This is a genomic window from Stutzerimonas decontaminans, from assembly GCF_000661915.1.
Taxonomy (GTDB): Bacteria; Pseudomonadota; Gammaproteobacteria; order Pseudomonadales; family Pseudomonadaceae; genus Stutzerimonas; species Stutzerimonas decontaminans.
In genome coordinates this window covers 1205088-1221342 of record NZ_CP007509.1, presented here as the reverse complement: position 1 = coordinate 1221342, position 16255 = coordinate 1205088, and the positions used below count along the sequence as shown (strand labels likewise).

Sequence of the window (16255 nt, the reverse complement as noted above, 5' to 3'; positions counted from 1 at the left end):
GCCATGCGCCTGGCGGACGCCATTCTCGATGACTGCCTGTGCGACCCGGCGGCACCGCTGGCGCGCGATCCGGCACGCGGTTACGGCCTCGACAAAGCACAGGCACAGGTGCAGCTGGCAAGCCTGAAAGACTGGCTACGGGTACAGCAGACCATGCTCTGGGCCAATCGCCGCGATGCCTTGCTACTCGTGCTGCAGGGCCCGGACTGCTCCGGCAAGAACGGCGTAATCCGCCGCGTGCTCGCAGGCCTCGACCCACTGGGCCTTTCTCCGCACAGTTTCCAGGCGCCAAGCGAGGAGGAACGTCAGCATGACTTCCTCTGGCGCTACCGAGCGTGTCTGCCCAGGCCCGGCATGCTCGGCGCATTCAACCGCAGCTACTACGAGGCGCTGGTCAGCGATCTACGCGATAGCCTGTGCACACCCGCCGACATCCCGCTGCGTCGGGCCGCGATCGAGTCTTTCGAACGCCAGCTGCCAGCCCATGGAATCCACCCGCTCAAGTGCTACCTGCAACTGTCCGTTGACGAGCAGAAACAGCGTTTGCATCGACGCCTGGAGCAGCCGGAGAAGCGCTGGAAGCTGACCCTCGGCGATCTGCAGGACCACCGCAACTTCGCCCGGCAGCAGACGCAATGGGCCGAAGTGCTGCGCCACAGCCACAGCGATACGGTGCCCTGGTACGTGATACCGGCCGACCACCGCTGGCTGCGCGACCTGCTCGTGGCCAGCCTGCTCGCCCGCGAATTCGAGCGCCTGGCGCTCACCTGGCCGACACGCCCGGCGCCATTCACCCATGCCGATCTGGACAGCACGCCATGAAGCTTCTCGCTCTGCTGCCGCTGCTTCTGCCGCTGTTGGCGCACGCGCAGCAAGGCGACCCGGCAGCGGAACTGTCGGTGGACGAGGTCCGCTTCACGGTCGCCAATTCCGAATTCACCCTGATGCATGAGATGGGGCACCTGCTGATCAGCGAACTGCAACTGCCGGTACTGGGCCGTGAGGAAGATGCTGCTGACCAGCTGGGTTTCATGGGCCTGTTCCTGCTGCAGCAGGAACAACACCGCGACGACTTCTACGCCAAGCTGATGGACGTCGCCGATTACTGGCGTCTGGAATGGCAAAACGCGGAGCGCAACGGCGCACAGGTGCCCGTCTGGGACAGCCATGCGCTGGATGCGCAACGCTTCTACAACATCGCCTGCCTGGCCTACGGCAGCGATCCGGACCGGCTCGACTGGGTGCTGGAGGTCAGTGGGTTACCGGTGGAACGTGCGCTGTACTGTCCCGAGGAATACGCGCAGGCAGCTCACGCGGTGGAGTGGTTTCGCGAGCATTTCGGCCGCAGCGACGAGCAACCGGCGCGGCACCGTATTCAGGTGATCTACGACACACCACCCGGGCATCTGCCCGGTGGTGCCGAATTGCTGGAAAAGATTCGCGCCAGCGGCGAACTCGAAGCGGTCGCGGCCAAGGCCAGCGATGCCTTCGACCTGCCCCGCGATCTGACCTTGCGCATGAGCACCTGCGGCGCTCCGGACGCCTGGTTCAACCGCATCAGCGGCGAACTCACCCTGTGCTACGAGCGCATCGCCTACTTCCGCGACCTGGCTGCGGAACTGCCGCGGCTGCGCAGCGCTGCAGCCGCGCCGCACTAAACTTCAGCGCGCCTCGATCCGATAGCCCACACGCGGGAAGTGCACGTGCACGACACCGGTTCGATCATCGCTACGGCGCAGGATCAGCTCCTCCATACCGGCAAATACCAGTTCGCCCTCGACCGGGTCGGCGCCGTAATCCACCGCCGCGATAGCGACTTGCTGACCTTCGTGGAAGCCGTTGGGCTCTGCGAAATCCTCGTCCGGCAGCGCGGCCGGCTCGGCCTCCAGAGCGATACGCAGAGCATCTTCAGCGGACAGCTCGCTGCTTGAGCCATGTCCCACGCCGAGCACCTTGCCCAGCCAGGCCCGGACCTCCGGATAGTCATCTACCAGCGGCGCGGTGACCGGCGTTGCGCGCAGAAACCACAGGCAATGTGCGACGGCGAAGTCGGCGATCGACGGCGCCCCACCCAGCAGGAATTCACCCTCCTCGCGCGCCAGTTGCTGTTGCAGCCGCGTCATGAAGGTCGGCCAGTCGTTCTTCGCCTGCTCAAGCGGAACGCGACTGACCGAGCCATTGGCGAATAGCTGCGCGCGGTCCTTGCTGAAGGTCTGGACGAAGTCCTTGGGCACCTGGGCAAATCGCAAAGCCATTGATTCCGGCTGAAACACCAGACTCACCGCATTCAGGAACAATACTGAATCGGCCCACTTGGCCAGTGTCGCGGCTGCAAATTCCTGCCCCTCCGGAAACAGCGCCGGAGTGGCCTTCTCCGCTTCGAGGCGACGCGCGATCAACGCTGTATCGCAATACACATCGGCACCGACTTGCAGCACCGGCGTGCGCCGATAACCACCGGTCAGCGCGGTGAGATCGGGCTTGGGCATGACCGGCGGAATCATCACCGAGCGCCAGGACAACTGCTTGAAACCCAGCATCAGACGCGCCTTTTCGGCAAAGGGCGAGGTGGGATAGTGGTGCAGGATCAGCTCGTGCATAGCAGGCTCCGCCAGATGAATGGGTGAGTTAGAGGAACATCAGCTTAGACGCTCCGCCCAAGCCAGCCTACCGGCTGATTAACGCATCATTCACGCGACCGGAGCGGCGAGGGCCACCAAGCGCTCCTTGGCACGCTTGTCCAACCGCTTGATGGCGATCTCCCGCCGCAGCGCATCGCTCTTGCTGGCGCAGGCCTCGACGTAAACCAGCGCCTGCGCCGGGCTGGAGTGAAAGAACCGCGCGCCACGCCCACGCTGATGCTCGGCAAAGCGCCGCTGCGCGTCGTCGCTGATACCGCAGTACAACGCACCGTTAGCGGCACGGACCAGGTAGACGAACCAGGGTTTGAGCATCACCTCGGTCATGAAAAAGAACGCCTCGATGCAAGGGCAGGTCGGGCGGGCATTATGCCCAACTCGCCCGCAGCTTCCAGTTGCCAGCGGTCTTGCATCATCGCTTGCGTTGCCCGCTTAGCAGAGTGCCAGTTAGCTGTCCAGATATGGTGGCGGTTCGCCTTTGCGTATACTGCGCCGATGTTTGCCCAAACCGTGTTCCGCAAGCGCTGCGCCACCTGGCTGTTGGCGACCGGACTCTTCCTGATGCTCAGCAGCTGCGCCGAAAAGCCCAGCGAGCTGGAGCGTATACAGGAGGAAGGCGTACTGCGCGTGATCACCCGCAACAGCCCTTCCACCTATTTCCAGGATCGCAACGGCGAGGCCGGCTTCGAGTACGAGCTGGTCAAGCGTTTCGCCAACAATCTCGGTGTCGAGCTGCAGATTGAAACCGCGGACAACATCGACGAAATCTTCAACCGCCTGAACCGCCCTGGCGGCCCCGCGCTGGCCGCAGCTGGCCTGGTCGCCAGCGAAAGTCGGCTGGAACTGGCACGCTTCACCCGCTCCTATCTCGACGTCACCACCCAGGTGGTCTACCGCAGCGGCCAGCGCCGGCCGACCAGCCCGCAGGACCTGATCGGCAAGCGCATCCTGGTGCTCAAGGGCAGCAGCCAGGCGGAAAAACTCGCCTCGCTGCAGCTGGAGTATCCGGAGCTGCGCTACGAGGAATCGGATGCGGTGGAAGTGGTCGACCTGCTGCGCATGGTCGATGAAGGACAGATCGACCTGACCCTGGTGGAATCCAACGAGATGTCCATGAACCAGGTGTATTTCACCAACATCCGCGCCGGTTTCGATGTGGGCGAGCAGAACAGCCTCGCCTGGATCGTCGCCAAGGGCGAGGACGACAGCCTGCTCAAGGCCGCCAACGCCTTCCTCGAACAGGCTCAGCAGAACGGCACGCTGCAGCGGCTGCGCGAGCGCTACTACGGCCATGTCGACGTGCTCGGTTACGTCGGCGCCTACGCCTTCGCCAAGCACCTGCAGCAACGGCTGCCGCGTTACGAAAAGGCCTTCCGCGACACGGCCAAGCAACATGGCATCGACTGGCGTCTGCTCGCCGCGATCGGCTACCAGGAGTCCCACTGGCAACCGGAGGCCACCTCCAAGACCGGCGTGCGCGGCCTGATGATGCTGACCTTGCGCACCGCGAATGCGATGGGCGTGACCAACCGCCTCGACCCGGTGCAGAGTATCCAGGGCGGCGGCAAGTACCTGGTCAAGATCCATGCGGGCCTGCCGGAGAGCATCGAAGAGCCGGATCGCACCTGGTTCGCCCTCGCCGCCTACAACGTCGGTGGTGGTCATCTGGAAGATGCGCGCAAGCTGGCCGAAGCCGAAGGGCTCGACCCCAACAAATGGCTGGACGTGAAACAGATGCTGCCGCGTCTGTCGCAGAAGCAGTGGTACAGCAAGACCCGTTATGGTTACGCCCGCGGCGGCGAGCCCGTGCACTTCGTGGCCAACATCCGCCGCTATTACGACATCCTTACCTGGGTGACCCAGCCGCAGATGGAAGGCCAGCAGCTCGCCAAGAGCGACCTGCACATCCCTGGCATCTATGCCACTGACCTGATGGAAGAACTGCCGCCGCTCTGACTGCCAGGCGGCCAGACTGCCTCACGGCCCAGCCCCGACGCGACGCAGCAACGCCTTCTCGATTTCCAGAATCACCAGCACCGCCACCCCGGCGAGCACCACCAGTACGCCGGTGGTCAACGACAGCGCCTCGGAGGCGAACAGCGACTGCATGAATGGCGCGTAGGTGAACAGCAACTGCAGCGCGAACACGCCGAACACCGCCACCAGCACCCGTGGCGTGCCCTTCACGCCTTGCACGGTGAAGGACGGCGCCTTCAGGTAACGCACGCTGAACAGATAGAACACCTCCATGCAGACCAGTGTATTCACCGCTACCGTGCGCGCCGCCTCGACCGTCGCGCCCTGAGACAGCATCCACTGGTACATGCCGAAGATGCCGGCGAGAAACAGCGCCGAGACGAAGAAGATCCGCCAGATGACGAAGCGTGACAGCATGGGCTCGTCCGGTCGCCGGGGCGGTCGCTGCATCACATCCGCCTCGGTCGGCTCGAAGGCCAGCACCAGCGCCAGCGCCACCGAGCTGACCATGTTGACCCAGAGCACCTGCACCGGGGTGATCGGCAATGCGATGCCAAGCAGCACGGCGAGCAGCAGCGACAACGACTCGCCACCGTTGATCGGCAGCAGGAAGGTCACGGTCTTGCGCAGGTTGTCGTAGACCGTCCGCCCCTCTTCCACTGCGTGGGCGATGGAGGCGAAATTGTCGTCCGCCAGCACGATCGCGCCAGCCTGTTTGGCTGCCTCGGTGCCTTTCATGCCCATGGCCACGCCGACGTCCGCCTGCTTCAGCGCCGGCGCATCGTTGACGCCGTCGCCGGTCATGGCGACCACCTCGCCGTTGGCCTGCAGCGCGCGCACCAGACGCAGCTTGTGTTCCGGGCTGGCGCGGGCGAACACGCGGGCCTCGGCGACGGCCTCGCGCATGGCCGCTTCGTCCATCAGCTCCAGCTCGGGCCCGGTAATCGCTTTAATGTCATCGCCCATACCAAGCTGCCGGGCGATGGCGCTGGCGGTCACCCCGTGGTCACCGGTGATCATCACCACGCGAATGCCGGCAGCACGGCACTGCGCCACGGCGGTTATCGCCTCGTCGCGTGGCGGATCGATGATGCCGACCAAACCGAGCAGCGTAAGGCCACCGGCGACATCCGCATGGTCGAGATGCTCCTTGCCGGCGGCCAGCCTGCGCCGGGCCAGAGCCAACACGCGTCGACCGGCACGCGCCTGCGCCTCGATCTGCTCGTGCCAGTGCGCTTCGTCCAGCGCCTGCTCCTTGCCATCGGCTTCGAGCTGGTAGGAACACATCGCCAGCACGCGTTCCGGCGCGCCCTTGAGCAGCACTTCACGCGCGCCTTCGCAGGCATGCAGCGTCGCCATGAAACGGTGCTCGGACTCGAAGGGAATCACGTCCAGCCGCGGCCGATCGACCTGCAGGGCTGTCGGCGACAACCCCGCCTTCATCGCCAGGGTCAGCAATGCGCCTTCGGTGGGGTCGCCGGCCAACACCCAGGCCTGATCCTTCTCGTGCAAGCTGGCGTCATTGCACAGTGCCGCCGCCTCCACCAGGGCACGAGCCGCCGGGGAGCGCCCCTGCAACACGGCCGGTTCGACTGCTGAACCTTCGAACAGGAACGCACCCTGCGGCGCGTAACCAGCACCTTCGACTTCCAGCGACTGGCCGGCGCAGATCACCTGCTGCACGGTCATCTCATTGCGAGTCAGCGTGCCGGTCTTGTCCGAGCAGATCACCGTCACCGAACCCAGGGTCTCCACCGCCGGCAGGCGCCGGATCACCGCGTTGCGGGTGGCCATGCGCTGTACGCCGATGGCCAGGGTGATGGTCATGATCGCTGGCAAGCCCTCCGGAATCGCCGCAACCGACAGCCCAACCGCCGCCATGAACATCTCGCCGACGCCCATACCGCGCACCAGCGTGCCGAAGAGAAACAGCAACGCGCCGGTCGCCAGGATGACCACGGTCAGGATGCGGCCGAATTCCTCCATCTTGCGCAGTAGCGGTGTGGTGCCCTGCTCCACCGACTCCAGCATGCGGCCGATGCGGCCCATCTCGGTGGCACCACCGGTGGCGACCACCACAGCGCGTGCCTGGCCCTGGGTCACCAGCGTACCGGCATAACCCATGCAGAGGCGATCACCGATAGAGGCATCATCGGCCACGGCGTCGACCTGCTTGTCGACGGGGACCGATTCACCGGTCAGGGCGGCCTCGTCGACGCGCAGGTTGCGTGCCTGCAGCAAACGCACATCGGCCGGCAGGCTATCGCCCGACGCCAGCAGCACAATATCGCCGGGCACCAGCTCGGCGGCATCGATGTCCTGCTGGCGACCGTCACGCAGCACCACCGCCCGGGGCGCAAGCAGATGACGGATCGCCTGCAGCGCCTTCTCGGCCTTGCCTTCCTGAACGAAACCAATCACCACGTTAAGTACCACCACCGCCAGAATGACGAAGGTATCGACCCAATGCCCCATCAATGCAGTGACCAGTGCCGCGGCGATCAGCACGTAAAGCAGCACGTTGTTCACATGGCGCAGCAGTCGCTGCCAGATGCTCGCAGGCTTGGCCTCGTCGAGCCGATTGGGACCGTACTTGAGCAGCCGCTGCTGGGCCTGCTCGTCGGTTAGGCCGGCGCTCGAAGACTCCAGCGCAAGCAATGCCTCATCGGTCTGGCGCGCGTGCCAGCGGTTCGACTGGGTTTGCTGTTCGGGCATCGGATCCCCCTGATCGTTGATTCGGTGCTTCCGGGCGCACCGGCAGAGCTAGCCCATAAGAGCCGAAACAGAGCCTTCGGCGCCATCGCCGGGAAACGGCTTGCAACACTCGTGCAGCGGTCGAACGCCGCACGCCGCCTTTACGCCGGAAAAGTTTCCGCCGCGCTATGCTTGCCGGCCTGTCATGAATTCCGAGGACGCACCATGCAAAAAACCGTACTCATCATCGGCGCTTCCCGCGGTCTGGGCCTCGGCCTGGCCAAGCAGTTCTCCAGCGCAGGCTGGCAGGTGATCGCCACGGTACGCGATCCGCAGCACGCCGACACGCTGCGCCAGATACCGCAGGTGCGCGTCGAAACGCTGGATATGGACGATGCAAGCAGCGTAGACGAACTGGCCAAACGCTTGTCCGGCACCCGGCTCGACGTGCTGTTCGTCAATGCCGGCGTTGCCGGCCCGCAGGACAAACCGGCCACGCAAGCCACGCAAACGGAAGTCGGCCAGCTGTTCTACACCAACGCGGTCGCCCCAGTGCGCCTGGCCGAGCGGTTGTTGCCGCTGGTCGATCCTCAGCAGGGCATGATCGTCTTCATGAGTTCGATCCTCGGCAGCGTCGAAACCGGTCCAGGCATGGGCATGGACCTGTACGGCGCGAGCAAGGCCGCGCTGAATCACATGACGCGCACCTTTGTTGCTGGGTTGGGCGAAACGAAGCTGACCGTGCTGTCGATGCATCCGGGTTGGGTCAAGACCGACATGGGTGGCGACCAGGCACCGCTGGATGTCGAGACCAGCACGCGGGGGATGGTTGAGCAGGTTACCCGGGCGATTGGTCAGGGCGGGCATTGGTATCTGGATTACCAGGGCGATCCGCTGCCCTGGTAATCGCTGCGAGCGCGTCCATGGGGGCTTGTCTGCGAAAGACTAGGGTCGGTGCCGGATTCATTCGCGGTCAAGACCGCTCCCACGAACCAGCCCTTGGCAGCCCCTGTGACATCCCTTATCTTTCGACCCGCGGCAGAGACACCACCCCTGCCCCCTGGATCAGCAGACAGGGCATAACTGAGCTGGCTACTCTGAACTCAACCCTTCAGGAGAAAGCCGGCCATGCCTGCTCATCGAATTTGGATCAAGAATCCCCTCGCTCTGTTCACCGCAAACGACCACCGTGCCCCTGGCGGGCTGGTGGTCGAGAACGGCGTCATTGTCGAAATGCTCGCCGCTGGGGCCTCGCCCTCACTGCCGGTGGACGAGACCTTCGACGCCCGCGAGCACGTGGTGCTTCCGGGGCTGGTCAACACCCATCACCATTTCTACCAGACCCTTACCCGCGCCTGGGGGCCGGTGGTCAACGAGCCACTGTTCAACTGGCTGCTGACGCTCTACCCGGTCTGGGCGCGACTCACTCCAGAGGCATTGCAGCTGGCGAGCAAGGTGGCGCTTGCCGAATTGTTGCTGTCCGGCTGCACCACGGCGGCGGACCACCACTACCTGTTTCCGGGCGGGCTCGAGGACGCCATCGACATCCAGGTCGAGGCCGTCCGCGAGCTGGGCATGCGCGCCATGCTCACCCGCGGTTCGATGAACCTGTCCAAGGAAAACGGCGGCCTGCCCTGCAAAAGCGTGGTGCAGGACGCCGAGACCATTCTTGCCGACAGCGAGCGGCTGATCGACCGCTACCACGAGCGCGGCGACGGTGCGCAGATACAGATCGCCCTGGCGCCCTGCTCGCCGTTCTCGGTCACCACCGACATCATGCGCACCTGCGCGGAGCTGGCCGAAGCGCGCGATGTGCGTCTGCACACCCACCTGGCCGAAACGTTGGACGAGCAAGAGTTCTGCGCGAAACGCTTCGGCATGCGCACCGTGGACTACCTGCAGAGCGTCGGCTGGCTCGGCCCGCGAACCTGGCTGGCCCATGGCATTCACTTCAATCAGGTGGAGATTCACCGCCTGGGTGCAGCCGCGGTCGGCATCTGCCATTGCCCGAGTTCCAACATGCGCCTGGCCTCCGGCATCTGCCACACGCTTGAGCTGGAGGAGAAAGGCGCCATCATCGGCCTGGGCGTCGACGGTTCGGCCTCCAACGATGCTTCCAACATGATGCTCGAAGCGCGTCAGGCGCTGTTCATCCAGCGCCTGCGCTACGGCGCCGAGAAAATCACCCCAGAGAAGGTGCTCGGTTGGGCGACCCGCGGCTCGGCACGTTTGCTTGGACGTAGCGACATCGGCGAGCTGGCAGTCGGCAAACAGGCCGATCTTGCCCTTTTCAAGCTGGACGAACTGCGCTTCTCCGGCAGCCACGATCCCATCGCTGCGTTGCTGCTTTGCGCCGCCGACCGTGCGGACCGGGTGATGGTCGGCGGCAAATGGCGCGTCATCGACGGCCAGGTCGAAGGCCTCGACGTGCAGGGACTGATCACCGATCACCGGCAGGCAGCCCGACAATTGGTAAACGGCTGAGCAATCATGATCGAGGCTTGCACCAAAGCTGGGCGGCGTGGATTACTGGCGCACCAGCGCAAGCCTCGCTCGGGCGCCGGCGTCGAGTCGAAGCGGCCGCAATCCGGCACAACCAAGGTATCTGTCCAGTTGGTCAGCTTTTTGCTAACCAGCTATCAGCCAACACAGGCTCTGTAGCTAGACAAACAGGAGCGTCACCCGCCATGCAGAACAACTCACGGAAAACCCTGCTGCGCACACTCGCCGCAGCGATCGGCTTCAGCGCCGCACTGACGACCGCAGCGGCGTCGGCTGCCGATCCGTTGAAAGTCGGCTTCGTCTATATCGGCCCGATCGGCGACCACGGCTGGACCTACCAGCACGAGCAGGGCCGCAAGTACATGGAAGAGAAGCTCGGCGACAAGGTAAAGACCAGCTTCGTCGAGAACGTGCCGGAAGGCGCCGATGCCGAGCGGGTCATCCGCAACATGGCCAAGAGCGACTACGACCTGATCTTCACCACCTCCTTCGGCTACATGAACCCCACGCTGAAGGTCGCCAAGCAGTTTCCCAAGGTCACCTTCGAGCACGCCACCGGTTACAAGCAGGCGAAGAACGTCGGCACCTACCTGACCCGTTCCTATGAGGGCCGCTACGTCGGCGGTTTCCTCGCGGCGAAGATGACCAAGACCAAGAAGGTCGGCTACATCGCCTCCTTCCCGATTCCGGAAGTGATCCGCGACATCAACTCCATCCAGCTGGCGCTGGACAAGTACAACCCCGGCACCGAGATCAAAGTGGTGTGGGTCAACACCTGGTTCGATCCGGGCAAGGAAGCCGATGCCGCCAACGCGCTGATCGACCAGGGCGTCGACGTGATCTTCCAGCACACCGACAGCCCGGCGCCGATCCAGGCCGCCGAGCGTCGTGGCATCTACTCGGTCGGTTACGCCTCGGACATGCAGCACTTCGGGCCCAAGGCCGTGCTGACCTCCATCGTCAACGACTGGGGCCCGCACTACACCAAGTCGGCCGAAGCCGTGATGGCCGGCACCTGGAAATCCGAGGACTTCTGGGGCGGTCTGGCCCAGGAGAGCATCAGCCTGCCGATCAGCGATCTGGTGCCGGCCGATGTGAAGACCGAAGCCGAAGCGATCATCGCCAGCATCAAGAGCGGCGAGTTCCATCCGTTCACCGGCCCGATCAAGGACCAGGCTGGCGAAGTGCGCATCGCCGAGGGCGAAACCGCCAGCATCAAAGACCTCGCCTCGATGAATTACTACGTCGAAGGCGTCAAGGCCGAAATGCCGAAGTAAGCGTCACCCGCGCCGGCCTGGTGCCGGCGCACTGCGGAGTCTGCGTGCCGTCCCGCCACCTGGCGAACCGCACGCAGGGGGCATTGCCCTCGAAAGCCGCCGGTACGAGAAGACCGGCGGCGCCGTACCGGAGTCAGCCATGAATACACTGCCCATCATCGACATTTCCCCCCTCTACGACGCCGACGAAAAGGGCCACTTGGCCGTTGCCGAGGCGATCGACCGCGCCTGCCGCGAGTGGGGCTTCTTCTATATCAAGGGTCATCCGATCAGCGCCGAGCGCATCGCTACGCTGACCGAACATGCCCGCCGTTTCTTCGCACTGCCGGCCGAACAGAAGCTTGAGATCGACATCACCAAGAGCCAGCATCACCGCGGCTACGGTGCCGTCGCCACCGAGCAACTGGACCCGAGCCAGCCGTGCGATCTCAAGGAAACCTTCGACATGGGTTTCCATATGCCTACCGACCACCCGGAAGTGCTGGCCGGCAAACCGCTGCGCGGGCCCAACCGACACCCGGCACAGCTGGAAGGCTGGACCGAGCTGATGGAAGGCCACTACCGCGACATGCAGGATCTCGCCTGCACCCTGCTGCGTGCGATTGCGCTGGCCTTGGGCATCGAGCGGGACTTCTTCGACAAGCGCTTCGTCGAGCCCATCAGCGTGTTCCGCATGATCCACTACCCGCCCCGGCAGACCGCCACCAGCGCCGAGCAACAGGGTGCCGGCGCGCACACTGACTACGGCTGCGTCACCCTGCTCTATCAGGACCAGGCCGGCGGCCTGCAGGTGCAAAACGTCAAAGGCGAGTGGATCGACGCGCCGCCGATCGAAGGCACCTACGTGGTCAACATCGGCGACATGATGGCGCGCTGGAGCAACGACCGTTACAAGTCGACGCCCCATCGCGTGATCAGCCCGCTGGGCGTGGATCGCTATTCGATGCCCTTCTTCGCCGAGCCGCACCCGGACACCGAGATCGCCTGCCTGCCCGGCTGCTACAGCGAAGACAACCCACCGAAATACCCGAGCACGACGTGCAGCCGCTACATGCTCTCGCGCTTCGCCGAGACCTACGCCTACCGACGGCAGGGCGAGGCCGAAACGGCCTGAGCGGGCTTTAATTGCAGTATGAAAACATGGGCGAGCGCATCGATACGCCTCGCCCTATCTGCGCGCGTCTGCCGCATTGACTTTTGAGTCAGGAATTAGTTGACCGAAAAGTCAGATAGCGCTAGCTTGCGCGTCAGAACAACAACAGCGGAGGCATCGCCTTGATCCAGTTTCTTCTCAATCGAGAATTGCGCAGCGAGCGCGCACTCGATCCCAACACCACGGTGCTGCAGTACCTGCGCGAGCATCGTGGCAAGACCGGAACCAAGGAGGGCTGCGCCTCCGGTGACTGTGGCGCCTGTACCGTGGTGGTCGGCGAGCTGGTGGATGACCGCCTGCGCTATCGCACCCTCAACTCCTGCCTGACCTTCGTCTCCGCGCTGCACGGCAAGCAGCTGATCAGCGTCGAAGACCTCAAGGACCAGGGCCGGCTGCATAGCGTCCAGCAGGCCATGGTCGACTGCCACGGCTCACAGTGCGGCTTCTGCACCCCGGGATTCGTCATGAGCCTGTTCGCCCTGCAGAAGAATGCCGGCGCGGTGACCGAATACGACCCGCACCAGACTCACGAAGCGCTGGCCGGCAACCTCTGCCGCTGCACCGGCTACCGCCCCATTCTTGAAGCCGCCGAACAGGCCTGCTGCGGTAAGCAGCCGGACCAGTTCGACGCCCGCGAAGCGGAAACCATTGCCCAGCTGAAAGCCATCGAGCCGCGTGCGACCGCCGAGCTGAACAGCGGCGACAAGCGCTGCCTCTCCCCGCTGACGGTGGACGATCTGGCCGACATCTACAGCGCCAACCCGGACGCACGGCTGCTGGCCGGCGGCACTGACTTGGCCCTGGAAGTGACCCAGTTCCACCGCGAACTGCCGGTAATGATCTACGTCGGCCATATCGCCGAGATGAAAAAGGTCGAGGTAACGGACAGCAGCATCGAGATCGGTGCAGCCGCACCGCTGACCGACTGCTACGCCGCGCTGGCCGCCGAGTACCCGGATTTCGGCGAGCTGCTGCAGCGCTTCGCGTCGCTGCAGATCCGCAACCAGGGCACGCTGGGTGGCAACATCGGCAACGCCTCGCCGATCGGCGACTCGCCGCCGCTGCTGATCGCCCTGGGTGCCGAAGTTGTCCTGCGCAAGGGCGCCAGCAGCCGCACCCTGCCGCTCGAGGATTACTTCATCGACTACAAGGTCACCGCGCGCCAGCCTGGCGAGTTCATCGAGAAGATCATCGTACCGCGCGCCACACCGGATCGCCTGTTCCGCGCCTACAAGGTTTCCAAGCGTCTGGACGACGACATCTCCGCTGTCTGCGCCGCGTTTGACCTGCAGATCACCGACGGTGTGGTCGCCGATGCCCGCGTTGCCTTCGGCGGCATGGCGGCGATCCCCAAGCGTGCCGCGGCCTGCGAGGCGACGCTGAACGGCGCGCCGTGGAACCAGCAAACCGTGGAGGCGGCCTGCGATGCACTGGCCGAGGACTTCACGCCGCTGACCGACTTCCGCGCCAGCCGCGAATATCGCCTGCTGGTCGCACAGAACCTGCTGCGCAAATGCTTTCTCGAACAACATGCACCGAAGACCGAGACGAGGGTGACCGCTTATGTCTAACCACGTAACCACCCGCACTCAGGAAGAAATCGCGGCGCTGTTCACCCAGGACCTGGTCACCGGGGTCGGTCGCAGCGTCAAGCACGACAGCGCGCCCAAGCACGTCTCCGGCGAGGCGGTATACGTCGACGACCGCCTGGAGTTCCCCAACCAGCTGCATATCTATGCGCGCATGAGCGAGCGCGCCCACGCCCGCATCGTCCGCATCGACACCGCACCCTGCTACCAGATTCCGGGCGTGGCCATCGCCATCACGGCGAAGGACGTGCCGGGCCAGTTGGATATCGGCGCCGTATTGCCCGGCGATCCACTGCTCGCCGACGGCAAGGTCGAGTACATCGGCCAGCCGGTGATCGCCGTCGCCGCCGACAGTCTGGAAACCGCACGCAAGGCGGCCATGGCCGCGATCATCGAATACGAAGACCTGGAGCCAGTGCTCGATGTGGTCGATGCGCTGCACAAGAAGCACTTCGTGCTCGACAGCCACACCCACCAGCGTGGTGACTCGGCGACGGCCCTGGCCAGCGCGCCGCGTCGGCTGCAGGGCTCGCTGCACATCGGCGGGCAGGAGCACTTCTATTTGGAAACCCAGGTGTCCTCGGTGATGCCCACCGAAGACGGCGGCATGATCGTCTACACCTCGACGCAGAACCCCACCGAGGTGCAGAAGCTGGTCGCCGAAGTGCTCGGCGTCTCGATGAACAAGATCGTCATCGACATGCGTCGCATGGGCGGCGGCTTCGGCGGCAAGGAAACGCAGGCCGCGGGACCTGCGTGCCTGTGCGCGGTGATCGCGCACCTCACCGGCCGGCCGACCAAGATGCGCCTGCCGCGCATGGAAGACATGACCATGACCGGCAAACGCCACCCGTTCTATGTCGAATACGACGTCGGCTTCGACGATGACGGCCTGCTGCACGGTATCGAGATCGACCTGGCCGGCAACTGTGGCTACTCGCCGGACCTCTCCGGCTCCATCGTCGACCGCGCCATGTTCCACTCCGACAACGCCTACTACCTGGGCGACGCCACCATCAACGGCCATCGCTGCAAGACCAACCTGGCGTCGAACACCGCCTACCGCGGCTTCGGCGGCCCGCAGGGCATGGTGGCCATCGAGGAGATCATGGACGCCGTGGCGCGCGAACTGGGCAGGGACCCGCTCGACGTGCGCAAGCGCAACTACTACGGCAAGACCGAGCGCAACGTCACCCACTACTACCAGACCGTCGAGCACAACATGCTCGAGGAGATGACCGCCGAGCTTGAGGCTAGTAGCGAGTACGCACGCCGCCGCGAGGAAATCCGCGCGTTCAATGCCGCGAACCCGATCCTGAAGAAAGGCCTGGCGCTCACGCCGGTGAAGTTCGGTATCAGCTTCACCGCCAGCTTCCTCAACCAGGCCGGCGCGCTGGTGCACGTCTACACCGACGGCAGCATCCACCTGAACCACGGTGGCACCGAGATGGGCCAGGGCCTCAATACCAAGGTTGCGCAGGTGGTGGCCGAGGTGTTCCAGGTGGATATCGAGCGCATCCAGATCACAGCCACCAACACCGACAAGGTGCCCAACACCTCGCCGACGGCAGCCTCCAGCGGTGCCGACCTCAACGGCAAGGCGGCGCAGAATGCGGCGCAGACCATCAAGCAACGGCTGGTGGAGTTCGCCGCGCGCAAGTGGCAGATCTTCGAGGAAGACATCGAGTTCAAGAACGGCCAGGTGCGCCTGCGCGACCAGTACATCAGCTTCGATGAGCTGATCCAGCAGGCCTATTTCGGCCAGGTCTCACTGTCGTCCACCGGTTTTTACCGCACTCCGAAGATCTACTACGACCGCAGCCAGGCGCGCGGACGGCCGTTCTACTACTTCGCCTACGGCGCGGCCTGTTCGGAAGTGATCGTCGATACCCTGACCGGCGAATACAAGATGCTGCGCAGCGACATCCTGCATGACGTCGGCGCCTCGCTGAACCCGGCCATCGATATCGGACAGGTCGAAGGCGGCTTCGTCCAGGGTCTGGGCTGGCTGACCATGGAAGAGCTGGTCTGGAACGACAAGGGCAAGCTGATGACCAACGGCCCGGCCAGCTACAAGATCCCGGCGGTAGCGGACATGCCGCTGGATCTGCGGGTCAAGCTGGTGGAGAACCGCAAGAACCCCGAAGACACCGTGTTCCACTCCAAGGCCGTGGGCGAGCCGCCATTCATGCTCGGCATCTCGGTCTGGTGCGCGATCAAGGATGCCGTCGCCAGCCTGGCCGACTACCGGGCGCAGCCGCAGATCGATGCCCCGGCAACCCCCGAGCGCGTGCTCTGGGGCGTGGAACAGATGCGCAGGTTGAAGCAGGCGGCGAGCAAGTCTGCGACAACGGAGACCACCCCGGCCTGACGCAGGGTGGACAACGCTGTGCTTGTCCACCGTTGGCGCAACACGAACGTCCC

General features: G+C 64.5%; 12 protein-coding genes. 9 read left to right on the top strand and 3 right to left on the bottom strand.

Translation table 11 applies throughout. From position 1 onward, the window contains the following. The first annotated feature begins 3 nt into the window (after positions 1-3). Together UIB01_RS05605 and UIB01_RS05600 are read left to right on the top strand one after the other, a co-directional pair. Positions 4-822, top strand: coding sequence for a polyphosphate kinase 2 family protein (locus UIB01_RS05605; protein ID WP_038657675.1), 819 nt, complete (start codon positions 4-6; stop codon positions 820-822). Continuing rightward, on the top strand, positions 819-1658 hold the full coding sequence (locus tag UIB01_RS05600) for a DUF4344 domain-containing metallopeptidase (RefSeq protein ID WP_038657673.1): 840 nt from the start codon (positions 819-821) through the stop codon (positions 1656-1658). The genes UIB01_RS05605 and UIB01_RS05600 overlap by 4 nt, the downstream gene beginning before the upstream one ends. A 3-nt stretch (positions 1659-1661) precedes the next feature. On the opposite strand, the gene UIB01_RS05595 is transcribed toward UIB01_RS05600, so the two are convergent. Both UIB01_RS05595 and UIB01_RS05590 read right to left on the bottom strand, forming a co-directional pair. Then, a complete protein-coding gene (locus tag UIB01_RS05595) occupies positions 1662-2600 on the bottom strand; it encodes a glutathione S-transferase family protein (RefSeq protein WP_038657671.1) in 939 nt (312 codons plus the stop codon). 90 nt (positions 2601-2690) lie between these two features. Further along, a complete protein-coding gene (locus UIB01_RS05590) occupies positions 2691-2966 on the bottom strand; it encodes a GIY-YIG nuclease family protein (protein ID WP_038657669.1) in 276 nt (91 codons plus the stop codon). Positions 2967-3134: 168 nt separating this feature from the next. Here UIB01_RS05590 and mltF point away from each other — a divergent pair, with 168 nt between their 5' ends. Further along, positions 3135-4595, top strand: coding sequence for a membrane-bound lytic murein transglycosylase MltF (gene mltF / locus UIB01_RS05585; protein WP_038657667.1), 1461 nt, complete (start codon positions 3135-3137; stop codon positions 4593-4595). Between the two features lie 21 nt (positions 4596-4616). Here the strand turns inward: mltF and UIB01_RS05580 are convergent, their stop codons facing one another. After that, a complete protein-coding gene (locus UIB01_RS05580; protein ID WP_038657665.1) occupies positions 4617-7331 on the bottom strand; it encodes a cation-transporting P-type ATPase in 2715 nt (904 codons plus the stop codon). A gap of 204 nt (positions 7332-7535) precedes the next feature. Between UIB01_RS05580 and UIB01_RS05575 the strand changes: the two genes are divergently transcribed. The 6 genes from UIB01_RS05575 to xdhB all read left to right on the top strand — a co-directional run bounded on the left by UIB01_RS05575 (position 7536) and on the right by xdhB (position 16202). Further along, complete coding sequence (locus UIB01_RS05575) at positions 7536-8216, top strand: SDR family oxidoreductase (RefSeq protein ID WP_038657663.1); 681 nt, start codon at positions 7536-7538, stop codon at positions 8214-8216. A gap of 222 nt (positions 8217-8438) precedes the next feature. Beyond that, on the top strand, positions 8439-9794 hold the full coding sequence (locus UIB01_RS05570) for an 8-oxoguanine deaminase (RefSeq protein ID WP_038657661.1): 1356 nt from the start codon (positions 8439-8441) through the stop codon (positions 9792-9794). 203 nt (positions 9795-9997) lie between these two features. Then, positions 9998-11089, top strand: coding sequence for a BMP family ABC transporter substrate-binding protein (locus tag UIB01_RS05565; RefSeq protein ID WP_038657659.1), 1092 nt, complete (start codon positions 9998-10000; stop codon positions 11087-11089). A gap of 139 nt (positions 11090-11228) precedes the next feature. Then, positions 11229-12203, top strand: a complete 975-nt coding sequence (locus UIB01_RS05560; RefSeq protein WP_038657656.1) for a 2-oxoglutarate and iron-dependent oxygenase domain-containing protein — start codon at positions 11229-11231, stop codon at positions 12201-12203. 161 nt (positions 12204-12364) lie between these two features. Then, positions 12365-13813, top strand: coding sequence for a xanthine dehydrogenase small subunit (gene xdhA / locus UIB01_RS05555; protein ID WP_038657654.1), 1449 nt, complete (start codon positions 12365-12367; stop codon positions 13811-13813). Next, positions 13806-16202 carry a xanthine dehydrogenase molybdopterin binding subunit gene (gene xdhB, locus UIB01_RS05550; protein ID WP_038657652.1) on the top strand — a complete coding sequence of 799 codons (2397 nt, stop codon included), beginning with the start codon at positions 13806-13808 and terminating at the stop codon, positions 16200-16202. Before xdhA ends, xdhB begins: the two co-directional genes overlap by 8 nt. Positions 16203-16255 lie beyond the last annotated feature (53 nt).